A 19,899-nucleotide genomic window follows, 5' to 3' on the forward strand; every position below is an offset into this window, starting at 1 on the left:
TTGAGGGAGGGAAGCATGGGACCCCGCGTGCTGGCCGAGGACATCCACTTCGGCGAGGGGCCGCGCTGGCATGAGGGCCGGCTGTGGTTCAGCGACTTCTACAGCCATGCGGTGAAGTCCGTGTCGCTGTCCGGCGATCTGCGCATCGAGTTCGAACTCGACGACCGGCCCTCCGGCCTGGGCTGGACGCCCGACGGCTCCATGCTGATCGTCTCCATGACCAAGCGCCAGCTGCTGCGCCGGACGCCGGACGGGGCCATCGCGGTCCACGCCGACCTGGGCCACATCGCGGGCTTCCATTGCAACGACATGGTCGTCGATTCCGCCGGCGGGGCCTACGTCGGCAACTTCGGCTTCGACCTGGACAAGGAGATCGCCGCGCGCGGGGCGGCGGACGTCATCGCCCACCACCCGACGGCGAAGCTCGCCTACGTCGCGCCCGACGGCCAGACCCGGGTCGCCGCCGACGAGTTGCACTTCCCGAACGGCACGGTGATCACGCCCGACGGCGCCACCCTGATCGTCGGCGAAACGCTCGGCGGCCGGCTGACCGCCTTCGACATCGGCGCGGCGGGAGAACTCACGAACCGCCGCGTCTGGGCGGAGACCTGGCCGCGGATCCCGGACGGCATCTGCCTGGACGCGGACGGGGCCATCTGGATCGCCAACCCCATCGCGCCCGAGTGCGTCCGCATCGCCGAGGGCGGCGAGGTGCTGGAGGTGATCGAGACCGGCGGCCAGCCCTGCTACGCCTGCATGCTGGGCGGTGACGACGGGCAGACGTTGTTCATGCTGACCGCCGCGTCCTCGGCCTCGGGGCAGGCGGCCAAGGTCCGGACGGGAAAGGTGCTGATCGCGAGGGTGGACAGTCCCCGCGCGGGTCTGCCCTAAGCGCCCAGCAGCCGCGCGGCGCGCGGAGCGAAGTAGCTGATGATCCCCGCCGCCCCGGCGCGCTTGAAGGCGCCCAGGCTCTCCAGGATCGACCGCTCCTCGTCCAGCCAGCCGTTCTGAGCGGCGGCCATGATCATTGCGTACTCGCCCGAGACCTGGAACGCGAAGGTGGGCAGCTGGAACGCGTCCACCACCTGCCGGACGATGTCGAGGTAGGGCATTCCCGGCTTGACCATCACCATGTCGGCGCCCTCGGCGATGTCGAGCGCCACCTCGCGCAGGGCCTCGGCGTGGTTCGCCGAGTCCATCTGGTAGGTCTTCTTGTCGCCCGGATTGTCCACCGACCCCGTGCCCAGCTTCCCGGACCCGATCGCCTCGCGGTAGGGGCCGTAGAAGGCCGAAGCGTACTTGGCGGCGTAGGACATGATCATCACGTCCTGCAGGCCCTCGGCTTCGAGCGCCTGGCGCAGCGCGCCCACCCGGCCGTCCATCATGTCCGACGGCGCGAGGATGTCGCAGCCGGCCCTGGCCTGCATCAGGCCCTGCTTCACCAGCGCCTCGATGGTCTCGTCGTTGAGGATGCGGCCATCCTTGATCAGGCCGTCGTGGCCGTGGTCGGTGAACGGGTCCAGCGCCACATCGCACATGACCCCGACCTCGGGCGCGGCGTCCTTCATGGCCTTGACCGCGTTGGCGACGACGCCGTTCGGGTCGTCCGCCAGCTTGCCGGTGGCGTCCTTCTTGGCGCCATCGATGTGCGGGAAGACCGCGATGGCCGGAATGCCCAGCGCCCTGGCCTCCTTCGCCGCCTTGGCGCATTCCTTGACCGAGAGCCGCGCGATCCCCGGCATCGAGCCCACCGGGACCGTGCCTTCGCCCTCGTGCACCACCATCGACCAGATCAGGTCGGCCGGCGTCAGCACCGTCTCGCGCACCAGCCGCCGGACCCAGTCGGCCTGGCGCAGACGGCGCATGCGGAGCGCGGGATAGGCGGCGAGCGGCGGAACGGTCATGGCTGCGCCTTTGCACCCGTGGCGGCGTCCGAGGCAAGTCCAATGAGCATCAGTTCGCGGCGGCAGGCGTCGGCGCGTTCGGGATCGTCCTCGGGATCGCAGGGCTCGCTCCGGACCAGCACCGGCCGCGGCCACAGCCCGTCGGCGAACACCGGCCCGAACAGATCGACCGCGTCGCCGGCATCGCCGGTCGGGGCGGTCTGCGACGCATAGCGGGGCGGCGAGTAGAGGATCACCACCCGGGTCTTGGGCGACGGCTTGGCGGTCTCGATCACCAGCGGCCGGATAAGCGGTGGGGGCTGGACCAGGCTCATCGGGGCCGGCTCGGCATAGGTCCGGATCGTCGGCATCCGGAACGCGAAGCCGCCCAGCACCAACGCGTGGAACAGCGCCGACGCCAGGAGCAGCCCCGCCCAATGGGGGCGGGCCGATTGCGTCGCTGCGGGCGCCGGCGCGCGCATGCCACGTCCTCCCGGCGCGCAGCCAGGCCGCAGAACGCGGCCGGGGTGTGGCCTCACCGTTCAGATGGTGACGGAGGGGACGATTGACAGCCCGCGTGCGCCGCGCTCAACCCCGGGCATGGACTTCAGCCTGACAGACGACCAGAGGGCCATCGAGGACGCTGCACGCGCCTTCGCCCTGGCCGAGCTCGCGCCGCACGCCGCGCGCCTGGACGAGGAGAAGCTGCTGCCGCGCGAGGTGCTGCAGGCCGCCGCGGCGCTGGGATTCGCGGGGCTCTACGTGCAGGAGGACGTCGGCGGCTCGGCGCTCGGCCGGCTCGACGCCTCGATCGTGTTCGAGCAGCTCTCGTACGGCGACGTGGCGGTCGCGGCCTTCATCTCGATCCACAACATGGCCTCGTGGATGATCGACCGCTTCGGCGCCGACGACCTGCGCCGCCGCTACCTGCCGAAGTTGACGACCATGGAGTTCGTCGCCTCCTACTGCCTGACCGAGCCGGGCTCGGGTTCCGACGCGGCGGCCATGAAGACCTCGGCCACGAAGGACGGCGACCACTACGTCCTGAACGGCTCGAAGGCCTTCATCTCCGGCGCCGGCTATTCCGACGTCTACGTGGTCATGGCGCGCACGGGCGGGCAGGGCGCTAAGGGCGTCTCGGCCTTCGTGGTGGAGAACGGCACGCCCGGCCTCTCCTTCGGCGCCCAGGAGAAGAAGATGGGCTGGAACGCCCAGCCGACCGCCCAGGTCAACTTCGACGACTGCCGCGTGCCTGAGGCCAACCGGATCGGCGGCGAGGGCGAGGGGTTCAAGATCGCCATGGCCGGCCTGGATGGCGGGCGCATCAACATCGCCTCGTGCTCGCTGGGCGGCGCCGGTCTCGCGCTGGACACCGCCAAGGCCTACCTCGAGACCCGCAAGCAGTTCGGCCAGGCGCTGAAGGAGTTCCAGGGCCTGCAATGGCGCTTCGCCGACATGGCCACCGAGCTGGACGCCGCCCGTCTGATGGTGCGCCGCGCGGCCCACTCGCTCGACAACAAGCTGCCGAACGCCACCCAGCACTGCGCCATGGCCAAGCGCTTCGCCACCGATGCCGGCTTCGAGGTGGCCAACCAGGCGTTGCAGCTGCACGGCGGCTACGGCTACCTCAGGGACTTCCCGCTGGAGCGCATCGTGCGCGACCTGCGGGTCCACCAGATCCTCGAGGGCACTAACGAGATCATGCGGGTCATCACCGCGCGGGAGCTGTTCCGGCAATGAGCGAAGCAGACGAAGTCCTCTGCAGGGTCGAGGGCAAGGTCGGGCGGATCACGCTGAACCGTCCGGGCGCCATCCATGCGCTGACCACCAACATGTGCCGGCTGATGATCGAGGCGCTGCTGGCGTGGCGCGACGATCCGGCCGTGGAGCTGGTGCTGCTGGACCACTCGGGCGAACGGGGCTTCTGCGCCGGCGGCGACATCCGCATGCTGGCCGAGAGCGGCGCAGGCGACGGCAAGCTGGCGCGCGAGTTCTTCTTCACCGAGTACCGGCTGAATCACCTGCTCTTCAACTATCCGAAGCCGCGGGTGGCGATCATGGACGGGATCACCATGGGCGGCGGCGTGGGCCTGTCGCGCCCGTGCCGGTTCCGGGTGGCCACCGAGCGCACCACCTTCGCGATGCCGGAGACGGGGATCGGCCTGTTCCCCGACGTGGGCGGCGGCTGGTACCTCTCCCGCATGCCCGACCACATGGGGTTGTGGCTGGCGCTGACCGGGGCGCGGATCAAAGCGGCCGACTGCGAACTGCTGCAGATCGCCACCGACTTCGTCGAGAGCGCGAAGATCCCGGAACTCAAGGCAGCTATCCTGGCGGCGCCCGAGCGCACCGAGGCGCTGCTGACCGAGTTCGAGGGCGACGCCGGTCGACCCACGCTGGCCCAGCACCAGGATGAGATCGCCCGCCTGTTCGCAGCGCCCAGCGTCGAGGCGATCTTCGAAGGCCTCGAGGCCGCAGGGACCGAATGGGCGGCCGACCAGCTCAAGCTGCTCAGGACCAAGTCGCCCCAGACCATGAAGGTGGCCTTCCGCCAGCTCCAGCTCGGCGGTAGGGCGAAGACCTTCGCCGAGAACATGGCCATGGAGTACCGCATCGGCGCCCGGGTCGTGCAGCGGCACGACTTCCTGGAGGGCGTCCGCGCCGTGATCGTGGAGAAGGACAACGCGCCCCGCTGGAACCCGCCCACGCCGTCCGCCGTGGACGAGGCCACGCTCGACGCCATTTTCGCCCCGCTCCCTTCCGACGAAGAGTGGTCGCCTCTACCTTAAGGCGCAGGCGGCCGGAGAGCGGCCGCGGGGAGGATTACAGATGACTTCCAAGCTTCTGATGGGCGCCGCGCTCGCGTTCGTGCTGTCGACGGGCATGGCCAATGCCGCGCCGTCCGCGGCGGTCCAGGCCGCCGTCGCCGACAAGGGCCGTCCCGAGGCCGACACCAAGCGCGACGTGGACCGCAAGCCGGCCGAGATGCTGGAGTTCGCCGGCGTGAAGCCCGGCGACAAGGTGGCCGACTTCATCCCGGGCGGTGGCTACTTCACCCGCATCTTCGCTAAGACCGTCGGCGCGAACGGCAAGGTCTATGCGATCACGAACGCGCCGCCGCCGAACGCTGCGCAACCGCCGGCGATCCAGGCGATCGCGGCCGATCCGCAGTACGGCAACATCAACGTGGTGCTGATCCCCACGGGCGGCGGCTTCAAGGTTCCGGAGCCGGTCGACGTGTTCTGGACCTCGCAGAACTACCACGACCTCTACCTTACCCGGCTGAACCTCGACGTGCCGGCCGTGAACAAGGCGATCTACGACAGCGTCAAGCCGGGCGGCGTCTTCATCGTCCTCGACCACGTGGCGGCGCCGGGCGCCGAGGTGGTGGCGACCGCCAACACCCTGCACCGCATCGACCCGGCGGCGGTCAGGAAGACAGTCGAGGCGGTCGGCTTCAAGTTCGAGAGCGAGAGCAAGGTCCTCGCCAACCCGGCCGACGACCACACCAAGGGCGTGTTCGACGCCTCGCTGCGCGGCCATACCGACCAGTTCATCTACAAGTTCCGCAAGCCCAAGTAGGCTTCAGAAGGAGGTATCCATGACCCGCGTCGCGTTCATCGGCCTGGGCAATATGGGCGGCGGGATGGCCGCCAACCAGGCGAAGGCAGGGCGCGAGGTCAGGGCCTTCGACCTCTCCGCGGCGGCGGTCGACAAGGCCGTCGCGGCGGGCTGCGGCAAGGCCGGGTCGGTCGCCGAGGCGGTGAAGGACGCCGACGTCGTCATCACCATGCTGCCGGCGGGCCCGCACGTCCGCTCGGTCTATGCAGAGCAGATCCTGCCCAATGCGCCCAAGTCGGCGCTGCTGATCGATTGCTCCACCATCGATGTGGAGAGCGCCCGCGCCGTGGCGGCCCAGGCCAAGGCCGCCGGCTTCCGATTCGCCGACGCGCCGGTCTCCGGCGGTACGGCCGCGGCCGACGCCGGCACGCTGGCCTTCATGGTGGGCTGCGACGAAGCCGATTTCGCGGCGGTGGACGAGACGATCAAGCCGATGTCGCGCGCCACCATCCGCGCGGGCGACCACGGGGCAGGGCAGGCCGCCAAGATCTGCAACAACATGGTGCTCGGCATCTCGATGATCGGGGTGTGCGAGGCCCTGGCGCTGGCCGAGAGGCTCGGGCTGGACCCGGTGAAGTTCCACGAGATCTCGTCGCAGTCGTCGGGCCAGTGCTGGAGCCTGACCAGCTACTGCCCCTGGCCCGGGCCGGTGCCCGCGGCGCCGTCCAACCGCGGCTACGAGGGCGGGTTCGCCACGGCGATGATGCTGAAGGACCTCAAGCTGGCGCAGGAGGCCGCCGCCAAGGCGGGCGCCGCCACGCCGCTGGGCGCCACCGCCGAGGGCCTCTACGCGCTGTTCGACCGCCTGGGCGGCGGCGGCAAGGATTTCTCGGCCATCCTCGAGATGCTGCGCGGCAAGGCCGTCTAGTCCGGGTTGATCCGCGTCAAAGCGCGCTCCACTCACGAATTCTAGCTATGCGTTCACGAAAGGTGACGCCGGTTTCACCTTCGTATTTATGGACAACGCGAAATCACGGCGCCAAAAGGCGGACGTATCAAAGGGGCCGGGAAGAGCGCGCTTCTTGACGTGCGCCCGGGAAGCAAGTCGATGGATTACAGGGAAGCCTTCAAAACTGCCTTGGACCGCGTCCGGTCCGAGGGTCGCTACCGGGTCTTCGCCGACCTGAAGCGCCATCGAGGCGAGTTCCCGCGCGCCACCTGGACCAAGGACGACGGCGCGACCGCCGACGTAACCGTCTGGTGCTCCAACGACTACCTGGGCCAGGGCCAGAACCCCGTCGTGCTCGACGCCATGCACGAGGCGATCGAAGAGGCCGGCGCCGGTTCGGGCGGCACCCGCAACATCTCGGGAACCACCCACTACCACGTGGAGCTGGAGCGTGAGCTCGCCGACCTGCACCAGAAGCAAGCGGCGCTGCTGTTCACGTCGGGCTACGTCTCGAACGAGGCGTCGCTCTCGACGCTCTACAAGATCCTACCCGGCCTGCTCATCTTCTCGGACGAGCTGAACCACAACTCGATGATCAGCGGCATTCGCGCGGGCAAGCGCGAGCAGCGGATCGTCTTCCGCCACAACGACCTCGAACACCTGGAAGAGCTGCTCGCCGCCGCCGATCCGGCGGCGCCGAAGGTCATCGCCTTCGAGAGCGTCTACTCCATGGACGGCGACATCGCCGACATGCGGGGCACCGTGGCGCTCGCCAAGAAGTACGGCGCGATGACCTACCTCGACGAGGTCCATGCGGTCGGCATGTACGGTCCGCGCGGCGCCGGCGTCGCCGAGCGCGACGGTGTCATGGCCGAGATCGACATCATCGAAGGCACGCTGGGCAAGGCGTTCGGCGTGATGGGCGGCTACATCGCCGCCGACGCGGTGATCTGCGACGCGATCCGCAGCTGGGCCGACGGCTTCATCTTCACCACCTCGCTGCCGCCGGCCCTGGCCGCCGGCGCGGTGGCCTCGATCCGCTACCTCAAGGAGCACAACGAGGTGCGCGTGGCCCACCAGGCCCGCGCTGCGGCCCTGAAGGCCAAGATGCTGCAGGCTGGCCTGCCGGTCATGCCGTCGGTCAGCCACATCGTGCCGCTGCTGGTGGGCGATCCCATCCACTGCAAGATGATCTCGGACATCCTGCTGGAAGAGCACGGCATCTACGTCCAGCCGATCAACTTCCCGACCGTGCCGCGCGGCACCGAGCGGCTGCGGTTTACGCCCAGCCCGGCCCACGACGACCGGATGATGGACGAGCTGGTCGAGGTGCTCGAGAAGCTCTGGATCCACTGCAACATCAAGCGCGTGGGCGGCGTCGCCGCCTGACTCCAGTGATCAGCGCCAGCAACGAGAACCTCCCGGGTCCCGCCCGGGAGGTTTCTTCTTGGCCGGCATCCAAGCAGCTGAGCCGGGCGGTACCTCCAGCACACCCGGACGGCGGCGTGCTTCCCCCAGACCAACCACGTCGCCCGCGGGGCTCCGGACCCAGACATCCCCCCGGAGCCCCGCTCCGGGTGACGCGGCGTGACCTGCGACAAGTTCAACCGCGGCGGTTTGGCACAAGGTTGAATCAACCGAAGCGTGCTCAACTCCCGCTCAGGAATTGGCTCGACCACAACCCGACACGGGCCATTTCCCGGGCGCCCCTGTTGTTGACACAGGGGCGCTCTCAGTTCCTCGAAGTACTGCTATTTCCGCCGCCGCACGCCGCGGCCGAGCCCGATCTTCTTCGCGAAGTCGGAGCGGCGCGCCGCATAGGCCGGCGCCACCATCGGATAGTCGGGCGGCAGGGCCCAGCGGCGGCGATAGTCGTCGGGGCTCATATTGTAGCGCGAGCGCAGGTAACGCTTGAGCATCTTGAGCTTCTTCCCGTCCTCCAGGCAGACGATGTAGTCGTGCTGCACCGAACGGCCGACCGGAACGGCGGGCTTCGGCCGCTCGGCCGGTTCGGCCTGGATGGGTGCGCCGGTCAATTGCGTCAGCGCATGATGCACCGAGCGGATGATGTCAGGGACGGCCTCGGCGGTGACGGCGTTGCGGCTGACATAGGCCGAGACGATCCCCGCCCCCAGGCGCATAAGGTCCTCGCCCGAAGGTCCGTCGGAATCGGGTCCTACGCTCATGACCACCTCTTCTCGATGTGCGCGTTCAACCGCGGGCGCGGCAAAGCCCCCCGAGCCTTTGCCGGTCAACGCCCATGAAATGAGAATGGTTCCGAAGAAATACTAGGGTCCCGCCCGGTTGGAGCCGGGGGCGTTCGGGAGTAAAGGAGGCGCCTTCGCCGGACCCAGACTCAGCGTTGCCCCAACGAAAGGCCTTGCCCTTGAACCTGCACGTGCAATCCCAGCCCTCCACCGAAGACTTCTTCACGGCCGGCGTCGGCCAGGCCGATCCAGACCTTGCGAAGATCCTCGGGGCTGAGCTTAAGCGCCAGCAGGACCAGATCGAGCTGATCGCCTCCGAGAACATCGTCTCGAAGGCCGTGCTCGATGCGCAGGGCTCGGTGCTCACCAACAAGTACGCCGAGGGCTATCCAGGAAAACGCTACTACGGCGGATGCGAGGTGGTCGACGAGGCCGAGCTCCTGGCCATCGAGCGGGCCAAGCAGCTGTTCGGCTGCGAGTACGCCAATGTCCAGCCGCACTCGGGCAGCCAGGCGAACCAGGCGGTGTTCATGGTGACGATGTCGCCGGGCGACACCTTCATGGGCATGAACCTGGACCACGGCGGCCATCTGACACACGGCAAGTCGGTCAACCAGTCGGGCAAGTGGTTCAACCCGGTGGCCTACGGCGTGCGCGCGCAGGACCACCTGATCGACTACGACGAGGCCCGCGAGGTCGCGCTCGCCAACAAGCCAAAGGTGATCATCGCCGGCGGCTCGGCCTATTCGCGCGCCATCGACTTCGCGAAGTTCCGCGAGATCGCCGACGAGGTGGACGCGATCCTGATGTGCGACGTGGCCCATTACGCGGGCCTGATCGTGGCGGGCGAATACCCGAACCCGTTCCCGCACGCGCACATCGTCACCACCACCACGCACAAGACGCTGCGCGGCCCGCGCGGCGGCCTGATCCTGACCAACTCCAAGAAGCTGAACACCAAGATCAACTCGGCGGTGTTCCCGGGGCTGCAGGGCGGCCCGCTGATGCACGTGATCGCCGCCAAGGCGGTGGCATTCGGCGAAGCGCTGAAGCCGGAGTTCAAGGTCTATGCGAAGCGCGTGATCGAGAACGCCCGTGCGCTCGCTGACAGCCTGCAGAGCGTGGGCTTCAAGATCGTCTCCAACGGCACCGACAGCCACCTGATGCTGGTCGACCTGACGCCGAAGAGCGTGTCGGGCGCCCAGGCGGAGATCGCCCTCGAGCGCGCCGGCATCACCACCAACAAGAACTCGATCCCCGGCGACCCGCTGCCGGCCATGCAGACTTCGGGCCTGCGCGTCGGCTCGCCGGCCGGCACAACCCGAGGCTTCGGTCCGGCGGAATTCCGTCAGGTCGGCAAGTGGATGGGCGAGGTCCTGGACGCGGTTTCGATTGGCGAGGACTCCAGCGCGGTCGAGCAGAAGGTGCGCGCCGAAGTGCTGGAAATGACGCGGCGCTTCCCCATCTACCCCTAATAGCGTTAAGTGGCCGGGAAGGGGGCTAGATATGCGCTGCCCGTTCTGTGGCCACGACGAAACCCAGGTGAAAGACAGCCGCCCGTCGGAAGATGGCGCCGCCATCCGCCGCCGTCGGCTGTGCCCGGCCTGCGAGGGGCGCTTCACAACCTTCGAGCGCGTGCAGCTGCGCGAGCTCACGATCCTCAAGCGCTCGGGCCGCCGCGCGCCGTTCGATCGCGACAAGCTCGCCCGCTCGCTCTCGGTGGCGCTGCGCAAGCGCCCGGTCGAGCCCGAGCGGGTGGAGCGGATGATCTCCACGATCGTGCGCCAACTCGAGAGCATGGGCGAGACCGAGTTGCCGTCCTCGACCATCGGCGAGCTGATCATGAAGCACCTGAAGCAGCTCGATGACGTGGCCTACGTCCGCTACGCCTCGGTCTATCGCGACTTTCGCGAGACCCGCGACTTCGCCGAATTCCTGAGCCAGGAAGGCCTGAGCGAGGCCCTGGCCGACGAGCGCTAGGCGGTGTCGGTTACCCTCAAGCTCGCCACGTCGCTGGACGGCCGGATCGCCACCGCCTCCGGCGAAAGCCGCTGGATCACCGGGGAGAAAGCCCGAGAGCAGGTGCATCGCCTGCGCGCCGACCATCACGCCGTCGTGGTGGGGGTTGAGACCGCGCTCGCCGACGATCCGGAGCTCACCGCGCGGCTGCCGGGTTACGCCGGTCCCCAGCCGGCGCGCGTGGTGCTGGACAGCCGCCAGCGACTCTCGCCCGGCTGCAAGCTCGTGAAAACCGCCCGCGAGGTTCCAACCTATGTGATGGCCACCGGGGCGCCTGACCCGTCGCTCACCGCGGCCGGCGTTCGTGTCCTGACCGTGCCGGCACTCGGGGAGGATCGTCCGGAACTCAAGACTGTCGTGCAAGCCCTTGCCGCAGAAGGTTTTTCTAACCTCTTCGTCGAAGGCGGCGGCCAGGTGGCGGGCAGTTTTCTGCGCTGCGGGCTGGTGGACGCCATCGAGTGGTTCCGCGCCCCGATCCTGCTGGGCGGCGAGGGCCGGCCCGCCGTCGGCGCCTTGGCCGTTGCGGCGCTCGCCGAGGCGCCCCATTTCCGGCGGGTCGAGGTCACCGAGTTGGGCGACGACCTCTGGGAACGCTACGCCCGTATGGCTTAAGGGGGCCCTGAATGTTCACCGGCATCGTCACCGACGTGGGGCGGGTGCGGAGCGTCCGCGACACCAACCGCGACCGCCGCTTCGAGATCGAGACGGCCTTCGACCTTTCGACCGTGGATATCGGCGCCTCGATCAGCCACGCCGGGTGCTGCCTGACCGTGGTGGAGAAGGGCGAGGGCTGGTTCGCCGTGGAGGTCTCCGGCGAGACCCTGTCGCTCACCACGCTCTCGGACTGGCACGAGGGCCGGCCCGTGAACCTGGAACGCGCGGCCAAAGTCGGTGACGAGCTGGGCGGCCACATCGTCTCGGGCCACGTGGACGGCGTCGGCGAAGTGCTGTCCGTGGAGAGCGAGGGCGGCTCGCACCGCATCCGCATCCGCGTGCCGCGGCCGCTGCACCGCTACATCGCGCCCAAGGGCTCGATCACAGTCGAGGGCGTGTCGCTGACGGTCAACGAGGTCGAGGACGACGTGTTCGGCGTGAACCTGATCCCGCACACCTGGGACGTCACCACCCTTGGTCGCCTCGCGCCGGGTGTGCGGGTGAACCTCGAGATCGACATGCTGGCGCGGTATCTCGCCCGCTGGCGCGAAACGGCCTAAAGGCTTCGGCTCAAGACCCGAAGGACCTTCTATGAGCGACGACCCTCTCCGCATCCTCATCGTTGAGGCGCGCTTCTACGACGACCTGGCCGACGCCCTGCTCGAAGGCGCGACCCAGGCGCTGAACGCGTTCGGCGCGGAGTACGACGTCGTCACGGTCCCGGGCGCGCTCGAGATCCCCGGCGCGATCGCGCTCGCCGAAGAGGCCGGCCATCGTCCGGCGGGCAAGCAGTACGACGGCTACGTCGCCCTGGGCTGCGTGATCCGCGGCGAGACCTACCACTTCGAGATCGTCTCGAACGAGAGCGCCCGCGGGATCATGGACCTGACCACGGGCAAACGCCTGTGCATCGGCAACGGCGTCCTGACGACCGAGGACGACGAGCAGGCCTGGGCGCGCGCCCGCATGAGCGAAGGCGACAAGGGCGGCGGCGCAGCGCGCGCGGCGCTCTCCATGATCACGCTGAAGCAGCAGCTCATGGGCGTGAAGCGATGAACAGCCACGCGTCCCGCTCGGTCGCGCGGCTGGCCGCCGTGCAGGCCCTCTACCAGATGGAGGTGTCGTCCATCGGCGTGGAGCACGTGATCCGCGAGTTCACCGAGCACCGCTTCGACCGCACGCTCGAGGGCGATGGCGAGGGCGTGACCCTGGCGTCGGCCGACGAGGGCTTCTTCGCCGAGCTGGTGCGCGGCGTGGTGGCCGAGCAGCGCCGCGTGGACGCCGCCATCGTCAAGCGGCTGGCCGAGAACTGGCGGCTGGAGCGGCTGGACGCCACGGTGCGCGCCATCCTGCGCGCCGGCGCCTTCGAGTTGGCCCACCGGCCCGACGTGCCCACCGAGGTGGTCATCGACGAGTACGTGGAGGTGGCGAAGAGCTTCTTCGAAGGCACCGAGCCCGGGTTCGTGAACGGCGCCCTAGATGCGGTGGCCCGGGACGTCCGGCCCGCCTAGGCGCGCGCCGCCACGACGCCGCCATCGAATCGGCCTGCCATAGCGCCACCCCAACGGCGGAGGAGAAGGCGCAGATGTCCGGCCCGCCCAAGCGCCTCGACGAGTTCGGCGAGATCGACCGGCTCTTCCGCCCCCTCGCCCGGGGCAACCCCGGCGCGTTCGACCTGAAAGACGACGCCGCCGTCGTCCCCGGCCGCGAAGGCCACGACCTGGTGGTCACCAAGGACGCCATCGTCGAGGGCGTGCACTTCCCGGTGGGCGAGGCGCCTGACCTAGTGGCGCGCAAGCTTGTACGGGTGAACCTATCGGACCTCGCGGCGAAGGCGGCCGAGCCCTTCGCCGCGTTCCTGGCGGTCGCCTGGCCGCGCGGCTTCGGCGACCGCGAGCGCGAGCACTTCGCCATGGGCCTGGCCTCCGACCTGGAAGGCTTCGGCGTCGACCTGTTGGGCGGCGACACGGTCTCCACCCCCGGCCCCTTCACCTGCACTCTGACGGCGCTGGGCTGGGTCCCGGCCGGCAAGATGGTCCGGCGCGCCGGCGCCAAGCCGGGCGACTGCCTGCTGGTCAGCGGCACGATCGGCGACGGTACCCTGGGCTTGGCCGCCGTTCGCGGCGAGATCGACGATCCCGAGGGCCGGCTGGCCTACCGCTACCGCATCCCCGAGCCGCGCCTCGACCTGCGTCAGGCGCTGCGCCGCCAGGCCACGGCGGCCGCCGACGTCTCGGACGGCCTGGTCGCCGACGCCCGCCACATCGCCGAGGCCAGCGGCGTGGGCCTGGTCCTCGACCTCGACCGCCTGCCGCTCTCGGGCGCGGCGGCCACCTGGCTCGAGCGCCAGTCCGACCTCGCCAACGGGCTGCTGCGCCTGGGCACGGGCGGCGACGACTACGAGATCGTCTGCACCATGCCCGCCGACGCGCCCAAGCCGCCGGGTTTCACGATCATCGGCGAGGTCCGGGCCGGCGCGGGCATCGAGGTCCGCGCCGCCGGCCAGGTCGTCGACCCCGGCGCCGGCGGCTGGACGCACGGCTGAGGCGAGGTCAGGGCGTCAGCGGCTGCGCCAAGCGCCCACCTCGGTAGATCCCTTGCTCGACGACCCGACCCTGGGCGTTGGTGAACGCGCCCGCGCCGTTCGGCTGGTCGCCTGAGAATTCTCCCTCGGAGCGCGCGCCGTTCCGCCAGCGGACCACGCCATAGCCGTTGAGGCCGCTGGCCGACCACTCGCCCGATCGCTCGGCGTAGTCCCGGTTCGCGCCGCCGATGAACACGCCGAGCGAGCGGCGGCCCGCCGAATACTCGCCCTCGAACCGCTCGCCATTCGGCAGGGACTCGACGACCAGCACCATGGCTTCGCCCGCCCAGCGACCCACGACGAAGTTGCCGCGCGGATCCGTGGTCACGCCGTTGCCTGTGAACAGGTTGGCGACCCATTCGCCCTCCTGCCGGAAGCCGTCGGACCAGACGCGGACGCCAAGGCCCTGAGCCTGACCGTTCACGATCTCGCCGGTGTACCGCGACTTCACAGCGACGCCGGCGGCAGACATGCCGTCACCGGACAGGACGCCGAAGCCCGGTTCCCCTCGCTCCCCCCGCTGCGACGCGCTTCGCGCTGCTGTCGCCGCCCGCATGGCGGCGGTCTGCACCAGCCGCGCTTCGCTGGCCTTGTCCTGCGCCCGCTTGTCGGCGGTCTGCGCAAGCTCAACTGCCCGGCGCACATCCGCGACCAGCGGACTCGGTGGCGGCGCGGCGGGCAGTGGCGTGTTGTTGGTCACGTTGATGGTGATGTTGCTGTTCGGCGCGATCAGGTAGATCGGCTCGCCGCCCAGGGAGCCGTAGACGAACGGCTGCTGCTTGTTGTCGGTCGAGCGCATGACGTCGTCGCGCACCTTGCGGAACATCAGATCGACCTCCAGGCCTGGGCTCGGCAGTATCCGGATCAGCGCCGCCGCGAAGGGGCTGTTGCGGCCCGAGCCGTCTTCGGCCGTCGTGCCGTCACGCGCGGCGTAGACCACCAGGGTGTTGCCGATCGGTTCGATTCGGGTCAGCCCGCGGGTGACCGCGCGAGTCGCGCCGCCCGACCGCCGCATCCGGACATCGAACGGGTTGTTCCGGCAGGCGTCGAGCATGACCAGCCCGAGGCGACGGGCGCCGCTCACCGACTGGGTGACGAGGCTGAGCGGGATCGCCTCGTACTGGACGTCGGCGTCGGAGACGAGCTTTGCGTCCACCGGGATCAGGTAGTTGTCGCCGCCGAGTTCCATGCCGTGCCCGGCGTAGTACACCACGGCGAAGTCCGCCTCCCGCGCCGCTTCGGCGAAAGTCCGCAGCACCCTGCGCATGGCGTCGTAGTCGAGGTTCGGCTGGACGGTAACCGTCCGGAATCCAGCCCGCCTCAGCGCCTCCGCTACACCGGGTCCATCGTTGAGCGGATTGGGGAGCTGCGTCGTGTTCTGGTAGGCTGAATTCGCGATGACCAGTGCGACGCGCGTTTCGGCCAGCGCCGGGAACACCGCCGTCAATGCCAGGAAGGCCGCCAAGACGGCCGCGCGCATGAGCATGTCGCTTCCCCCCTTCTTCCCCAAGACTGAGCTTAGGGGAGGGCTCGCGGCGCGCAAACCTCCAAGAATAGCGTTCTCGCTTCGCCGCGCCTTGGCGCGGGCCGGCTTGCAGTTAAGCTCGGCCGATGCGCCAGCCGAACGTGATCATCATCCTCGCCGACGACCTCGGCTACGGCGACGTCGGCTGCAACGGCGCGACCCATATCCGCACCCCCAACATCGACCGGCTGGCGGCCGAGGGCGCGCGGCTCACCGACTTTTACGCCTCAGCCAACGTCTGCACGCCCTCGCGGGCGGGGCTGCTGACGGGCCGGTACGCGATCCGCTCCGGCCTGGCGCACGAGGTGATCCAGCCCGCCGACACCACGGGCCTGCCGCCCGACACGCTCACAATCCCGAGGGCGCTCAAGCCCGACTACGCGGCCGCGCTGATCGGCAAGTGGCACCTGGGCCACGTCGCGCCGCACTGGCCGCCCACCGCGCACGGCTTCGATCGCTTCTACGGCCTGGCATACAGCCACGACATGCGGCCGCTTCAGCTGTTCGAGGCCGACGGGCCGGACGTCACCGCCCATGAGGGTCGCGTCGACCTGCCGAAGCTGACGCAGCGCTTCTTCGAGCAGACGATCGCCTTCGCGGAGGCGAACCGCGAACGGCCCTTCTTCGTGCTGCTGGCGCTGACGGCCCCGCACATCCCGCTGCGCCCCAACCCCGACGACCTCACCGGCTCGCCCGCCGGCGACTACGGCGAAGTGGTCGAGGAGATCGACGTGAACGTCGGCCGGCTGCTCGACCGGCTGCAGGCGCTCGGCCTCGACGACGACACCCTGGTGATCTTCACCTCCGACAACGGCCCGTGGTTCGAGGGCTCGTCGGGCCCGTTCCGCGATCGCAAGGGCGGCTCGGCCTGGGACGGGGGGTTCCGTGTGCCGTTCGTCGCCCGGCTGCCGAGCCGCATCCCGGCCGGGGTCGTTTCTGATGGCCTGGCGAGCAACGTCGACCTCCTGCCGACGGTGCTGAGCCTCGCGGGCGTCGCGCCGCCGGACGGCCTCGAACTTGACGGGGGCGACCTGACGCCCATGCTCACAGAAGGCGAGGGCGGGCCGCACGAGGAGATCCTGCTCTTCGACAACAACCACGTGGCCGGCATCCGCACCGAGCGGTGGAAGCTGGTCGCGCGGTCGTACTACCGAACGCTCGACATTCCCCTCGACGGACTGCCACTGCTCTTCGACATGCGGGCCGACCCCGGTGAGACCTACAGCGTCGCGCGCTTACACCCTGAGGTCCTGGCCGACATGCGCGAGCGCCTGGCCCGGGCGCGGGCGACCTTCGAGCCGATCGTCGCGCAGTTCCCGCCCCACGCGGCGCCCGCGAGCGCCAAGGACCATCCGGACTAGCGGGCGAACAAACCGGGCAGCTCGCTCAGCGACACCACGATGTGGTCCGGAGTGCATGCGGCGCCGGGGGGCAGGCCGCGCGCGAAGGCGTCGCACCAGACGGCCGTGAGGCCCAGGCCCTGTGGCGTCCGGACTTCCCATTCCAGGTGGTCGCCCACGATCCATGTCTCGTGCGGCTGAGCGCCGAGCGCCGCCATGGCGTGATGGTAAGCGCGCGGCTCGGGCTTGCCGAAGCCGACCTCGCCCTCGATCTGGATGTGGTCGAAGAAGCCGGCCAGGTCGAAGCGCTCGATCTTGGCGCGCTGGGTGGCGGATGAGCCGTTGGTGATCAGCGCCAGGCGCACGCCGTGGTCGCGCAGGGCCTGCAGGCCTTCCAGCGCGCCCGGGAAGCAGACCGTCATGGCCTCACGCGCCGCGGTGAACCGCTCGGCGAAGCGGTCGGCGAGTTCCAGCGTCAGGGGCGGCAGTTCGCCGAAGGTGTCGCGCACCACGCTGCGCCGGGCCTCGGCGATGCCGAAGCGGGCGATCTTGTGCCGTTCGGGGTCGGACCAGAACAGTTCGAGCGCCGCCTCCAGCCGCTCGGCGACATCTTCAGGCGGGTGGGGCGCAAGTTCGGCGGCGAAGTCGCGCGCGATCGTCAGCAGCACCTGCGGCCGCTGGCCGGCGGCCAGGATCGTGTCGTCCAGGTCGACGAGGATGGCGCGGGGCTTGGTCAGGCTTAGACGAAGTCGAACCGGACCTGGGAGCGGCCGAAGTCCATCGCCACCATCTCGAACTGCGAGAGGAGGTCGATGCCCAGCACCAGCGCCGGCGTATCCTTCAGGTCCCAGATGTCGAAGACGTGCATGTCGGCATAGGTGACCGGGACGTTCCCCAGGTGCAAGCCGCCCAGCCGCAGGAACGGCAGGAACAGCGACTCGCCGGTGAAGCTCTCGCCGGCCAGGGTCTCCATCCGCACGAACCGCGGCGGCTCGCGCTTGCCCTTGCGAGCCTCGGCGGCCCGGACCAGGTCGCGCAGCTTGCCGTTGCACAGCGTGCCCTGGGCGCCGCTATCGATGATCGCGCTGATCCGCTTCCCCGACAGGTCAGCGTCGACGATGGTGAGCTGGCCATGGCGCCGGCGGGCGGGAACGACGACCACCTTGCCCGGCTTGCTGTCGTCGCGCTGCGACTTGGTGATCTGCAGCGACCTGCCCTTGAAGTCGAGGACCAGGCGCTGGCCCTTCAGCCAGTCGACGCCCAGGACGCCGTCCACCTCGCTGCCCTTGATCGGCAGGGCCGGGGCTCGCACGCGCTTGCGGTTGCGTGGACCGACCTGCAACTCGTCCAGCATGACGATCGGGCGTTCGCGGACCCCGACGACGGTGTGGACGCGGGCCATCTCGCCCGGCACCAGCGAAAGCTTTTCCATCAGCTTGTGCGAGACGCAGCTGGTGTTGGCGCCAGTGTCGAGCAGGAAGTTGAACGGACCGCGGCCGTTCACGCTCACGGGCGCGAGCATATGCTCGAACCGCGACTCCTTGAGACCGAGGCTGGTGTCCGGGAACTCCTCGTCGGGCAGTTCGACGACGGGCTGCTCGGTGGCGAGGGCGCGGGTGGCCGGAAGCGCTACGGCGCTGGCGGCGGCGAGTCCGAGGGCGGCGTGGCGACGGGTCGGAGACATGGCTCCAGATCCCTCCCTATGTCATTGATCTGAATGATACCACTGTTCCGAAAGCGCCGCCATGAATGCGACAGGCGGCGGGCGTTGCGCGGCAACCTTGCGGAAAGGCTTTCACGGCAAGGTGAATCGCATGTCGAAGCGCGCGCTCATCGCCCCGATTCTCGGTCTCGCCGCCCTGGCGCTGACCGCTGCCGGCGCGCAGGCCTCCGCCGGCAAGAAGGAAGAGGGCAAGGGCGACGTCGGCCAGTACGTCGACTTGCAGCCCGTGGGCCTGCCGATCGTCGTGAACCGGCAGCTCGTGAACTACGTCTTCGTCTACGTGCGCATCAACCTGACCTCGAGCGCCAACGTCTCGCGGCTGCGCGAGAAGGAGCCGTTCTTCCGCGACGCCCTGGTGCGCGCGAGCCACCGCACGCCGTTCACGGTGCCGACCGACCTGGGTGCGGTGGACGTGGCGAAGCTGACCGCCGCGCTCACCCGAGACGCCGCCGCCATCGCCGGCCCGGGCCAAATCCGGTCGGTCGTCGTCACGTCCCAGGCTCCCCGGCGGCGCGCCCGCACGCCGCACGCCTGACGCCGCTCCCTCGATGTGAGCGTTCCCCTAGCGGCGCCGGTTGCGCCGTCTTGTGAAACCCTATTAGTTTCCGCGGTCTTTCCAGGGCGCACCTGCGCGCCCGGGACGTATTTGGGGAAACGCGAAGGGGACGGGAGCCGACCGACGCTCGCCCGACCGAGGCGACCGCCGGCTTCTCTCCGCGCAATAATCGCAGAGGGGCGATAACACTCATGAGTTCTGTTCTACCGTTGGTGATCGGCGCAGGGGCGCTGGCGGTGCTGTACTGCATCGTCCAGACGCTTTCGCTCCTGCGGGCCTCGCCGGGCAACGCCCGCATGCAGGAGATCGCCGCCGCCATCCAGGAAGGCGCACAGGCCTACCTTCAGAAGCAGTACACCGCGATCGCCGTCGTGGGTGTCGTCATCCTGATCGTCGGCTTCTTCCTGCTCGGGCCGCTGCCCGCCGTCGGCTTCGCCATCGGCGCGGTCCTGTCGGGCCTGGCGGGCTTCGCGGGCATGCTGATCTCGGTCCGCGCCAATGTGCGCACCGCCCAGGCGGCCTCCGAGAGCCTGGCCAAAGGGCTGTCGCTAGCGTTTCGCTCGGGCGCCATCACCGGGATGCTGGTGGCGGGCTTCGCCCTGATCGGCGTGGCCGGCTACTACTACGTCCTGACCGGCGCCATGGGCCTGGAGAACACCAGCCGTGAGGTGGTGGACAGCCTCGTCGCACTGGGCTTCGGCGCTTCGCTGATCTCCATCTTCGCCCGTCTGGGCGGCGGCATCTTCACCAAGGGCGCCGACGTCGGCGGCGACATGGTGGGCAAGGTCGAGGCCGGCATCCCCGAGGATGACCCGCGCAACGCCGCCACCATCGCCGACAACGTGGGCGACAACGTCGGCGACTGCGCCGGCATGGCCGCCGACCTGTTCGAGACCTA

At 69.4% G+C, this 19,899-nt stretch carries 22 protein-coding genes; 16 read left to right on the forward strand and 6 right to left on the reverse strand.

Going from position 1 to position 19,899, the window contains the following annotated elements; translation table 11 throughout:
• Nucleotides 1-15 precede the first annotated feature (15 nt).
• Nucleotides 16-891, forward strand: a complete 876-nt coding sequence (locus VGD44_RS07105; protein WP_331085321.1) for an SMP-30/gluconolactonase/LRE family protein — start codon at nucleotides 16-18, stop codon at nucleotides 889-891.
• Here VGD44_RS07105 and hemB read toward each other — a convergent pair.
• On the reverse strand, nucleotides 888-1,904 hold the full coding sequence (gene hemB, locus VGD44_RS07110) for a porphobilinogen synthase (RefSeq protein ID WP_331085323.1): 1,017 nt from the start codon (nucleotides 1,902-1,904) through the stop codon (nucleotides 888-890). The genes VGD44_RS07105 and hemB overlap by 4 nt on opposite strands.
• Nucleotides 1,901-2,365 (reverse strand): hypothetical protein, encoded by a 465-nt coding sequence (locus tag VGD44_RS07115; protein WP_331085325.1) that lies wholly within the window; start codon nucleotides 2,363-2,365, stop codon nucleotides 1,901-1,903. The genes hemB and VGD44_RS07115 overlap by 4 nt, the downstream gene beginning before the upstream one ends.
• Nucleotides 2,366-2,483: 118 nt before the next feature.
• Here VGD44_RS07115 and VGD44_RS07120 point away from each other — a divergent pair, with 118 nt between their 5' ends.
• From VGD44_RS07120 to hemA, 5 genes are all read left to right on the forward strand, one after another.
• Nucleotides 2,484-3,623, forward strand: coding sequence for an acyl-CoA dehydrogenase family protein (locus tag VGD44_RS07120; RefSeq protein ID WP_331085327.1), 1,140 nt, complete (start codon nucleotides 2,484-2,486; stop codon nucleotides 3,621-3,623).
• Nucleotides 3,620-4,672 (forward strand): enoyl-CoA hydratase/isomerase family protein, encoded by a 1,053-nt coding sequence (locus tag VGD44_RS07125; protein WP_331085329.1) that lies wholly within the window; start codon nucleotides 3,620-3,622, stop codon nucleotides 4,670-4,672. The genes VGD44_RS07120 and VGD44_RS07125 overlap by 4 nt, the downstream gene beginning before the upstream one ends.
• Before the next feature lie 40 nt (nucleotides 4,673-4,712).
• The gene (locus VGD44_RS07130; RefSeq protein ID WP_331085331.1) at nucleotides 4,713-5,465 is read left to right on the forward strand and encodes a methyltransferase; all 753 of its coding nucleotides are present in this window, start codon (nucleotides 4,713-4,715) and stop codon (nucleotides 5,463-5,465) included.
• 19 nt (nucleotides 5,466-5,484) lie between these two features.
• Entirely contained in the window at nucleotides 5,485-6,372 is an 888-nt protein-coding gene (mmsB, locus tag VGD44_RS07135) for a 3-hydroxyisobutyrate dehydrogenase (RefSeq protein WP_331085334.1), read from the forward strand.
• A 180-nt stretch (nucleotides 6,373-6,552) separates the two neighbouring features.
• Nucleotides 6,553-7,782 carry a 5-aminolevulinate synthase gene (gene hemA / locus VGD44_RS07140; protein ID WP_331085336.1) on the forward strand — a complete coding sequence of 410 codons (1,230 nt, stop codon included), beginning with the start codon at nucleotides 6,553-6,555 and terminating at the stop codon, nucleotides 7,780-7,782.
• Nucleotides 7,783-8,144: 362 nt separating this feature from the next.
• Here the strand turns inward: hemA and VGD44_RS07145 are convergent, their stop codons facing one another.
• Nucleotides 8,145-8,579: a MucR family transcriptional regulator gene (locus VGD44_RS07145; protein ID WP_331085338.1), complete on the reverse strand. Its 435-nt coding sequence runs from the start codon at nucleotides 8,577-8,579 to the stop codon at nucleotides 8,145-8,147.
• A gap of 206 nt (nucleotides 8,580-8,785) precedes the next feature.
• Between VGD44_RS07145 and glyA the strand changes: the two genes are divergently transcribed.
• The 7 genes from glyA to thiL all read left to right on the forward strand — a co-directional run bounded on the left by glyA (nucleotide 8,786) and on the right by thiL (nucleotide 13,818).
• The gene (glyA, locus tag VGD44_RS07150) at nucleotides 8,786-10,075 is read left to right on the forward strand and encodes a serine hydroxymethyltransferase (protein ID WP_331085362.1); all 1,290 of its coding nucleotides are present in this window, start codon (nucleotides 8,786-8,788) and stop codon (nucleotides 10,073-10,075) included.
• A 31-nt stretch (nucleotides 10,076-10,106) separates the two neighbouring features.
• The gene (gene nrdR, locus VGD44_RS07155; RefSeq protein WP_331085339.1) at nucleotides 10,107-10,580 is read left to right on the forward strand and encodes a transcriptional regulator NrdR; all 474 of its coding nucleotides are present in this window, start codon (nucleotides 10,107-10,109) and stop codon (nucleotides 10,578-10,580) included.
• 3 nt (nucleotides 10,581-10,583) lie between these two features.
• A complete protein-coding gene (locus VGD44_RS07160; protein ID WP_331085340.1) occupies nucleotides 10,584-11,231 on the forward strand; it encodes a RibD family protein in 648 nt (215 codons plus the stop codon).
• 11 nt (nucleotides 11,232-11,242) lie between these two features.
• The gene (locus tag VGD44_RS07165) at nucleotides 11,243-11,833 is read left to right on the forward strand and encodes a riboflavin synthase (RefSeq protein WP_331085342.1); all 591 of its coding nucleotides are present in this window, start codon (nucleotides 11,243-11,245) and stop codon (nucleotides 11,831-11,833) included.
• A gap of 31 nt (nucleotides 11,834-11,864) precedes the next feature.
• Nucleotides 11,865-12,329, forward strand: a complete 465-nt coding sequence (gene ribH / locus VGD44_RS07170) for a 6,7-dimethyl-8-ribityllumazine synthase (protein WP_331085344.1) — start codon at nucleotides 11,865-11,867, stop codon at nucleotides 12,327-12,329.
• Nucleotides 12,326-12,784 carry a transcription antitermination factor NusB gene (gene nusB / locus VGD44_RS07175; RefSeq protein ID WP_331085346.1) on the forward strand — a complete coding sequence of 153 codons (459 nt, stop codon included), beginning with the start codon at nucleotides 12,326-12,328 and terminating at the stop codon, nucleotides 12,782-12,784. Before ribH ends, nusB begins: the two co-directional genes overlap by 4 nt.
• Before the next feature lie 74 nt (nucleotides 12,785-12,858).
• Nucleotides 12,859-13,818 (forward strand): thiamine-phosphate kinase, encoded by a 960-nt coding sequence (thiL, locus tag VGD44_RS07180; RefSeq protein ID WP_331085348.1) that lies wholly within the window; start codon nucleotides 12,859-12,861, stop codon nucleotides 13,816-13,818.
• A gap of 7 nt (nucleotides 13,819-13,825) precedes the next feature.
• On the opposite strand, the gene VGD44_RS07185 is transcribed toward thiL, so the two are convergent.
• Nucleotides 13,826-15,400, reverse strand: coding sequence for a caspase family protein (locus VGD44_RS07185; RefSeq protein ID WP_331085350.1), 1,575 nt, complete (start codon nucleotides 15,398-15,400; stop codon nucleotides 13,826-13,828).
• A 68-nt stretch (nucleotides 15,401-15,468) separates the two neighbouring features.
• Between VGD44_RS07185 and VGD44_RS07190 the strand changes: the two genes are divergently transcribed.
• Nucleotides 15,469-16,743, forward strand: coding sequence for a sulfatase (locus tag VGD44_RS07190; protein WP_331085352.1), 1,275 nt, complete (start codon nucleotides 15,469-15,471; stop codon nucleotides 16,741-16,743).
• Here VGD44_RS07190 and VGD44_RS07195 read toward each other — a convergent pair.
• Nucleotides 16,740-17,573, reverse strand: a complete 834-nt coding sequence (locus VGD44_RS07195; RefSeq protein ID WP_331085364.1) for an HAD family hydrolase — start codon at nucleotides 17,571-17,573, stop codon at nucleotides 16,740-16,742. The two genes, VGD44_RS07190 and VGD44_RS07195, sit on opposite strands and share 4 nt — an antisense overlap.
• Nucleotides 17,462-18,406 carry a retroviral-like aspartic protease family protein gene (locus VGD44_RS07200; protein ID WP_331085354.1) on the reverse strand — a complete coding sequence of 315 codons (945 nt, stop codon included), beginning with the start codon at nucleotides 18,404-18,406 and terminating at the stop codon, nucleotides 17,462-17,464. Before VGD44_RS07200 ends, VGD44_RS07195 begins: the two co-directional genes overlap by 112 nt.
• 130 nt (nucleotides 18,407-18,536) lie before the next feature.
• Here VGD44_RS07200 and VGD44_RS07205 point away from each other — a divergent pair, with 130 nt between their 5' ends.
• Both VGD44_RS07205 and VGD44_RS07210 read left to right on the forward strand, forming a co-directional pair.
• Nucleotides 18,537-18,980, forward strand: coding sequence for a hypothetical protein (locus VGD44_RS07205; RefSeq protein ID WP_331085356.1), 444 nt, complete (start codon nucleotides 18,537-18,539; stop codon nucleotides 18,978-18,980).
• A 212-nt stretch (nucleotides 18,981-19,192) separates the two neighbouring features.
• On the forward strand, nucleotides 19,193-19,899 hold a 707-nt coding region (locus VGD44_RS07210), incomplete at its 3' end, for a sodium/proton-translocating pyrophosphatase (RefSeq protein WP_331085358.1).

The sequence above is a fragment of the Phenylobacterium sp. genome (assembly GCF_036402295.1).
Taxonomy (GTDB): Bacteria; Pseudomonadota; Alphaproteobacteria; order Caulobacterales; family Caulobacteraceae; genus Phenylobacterium.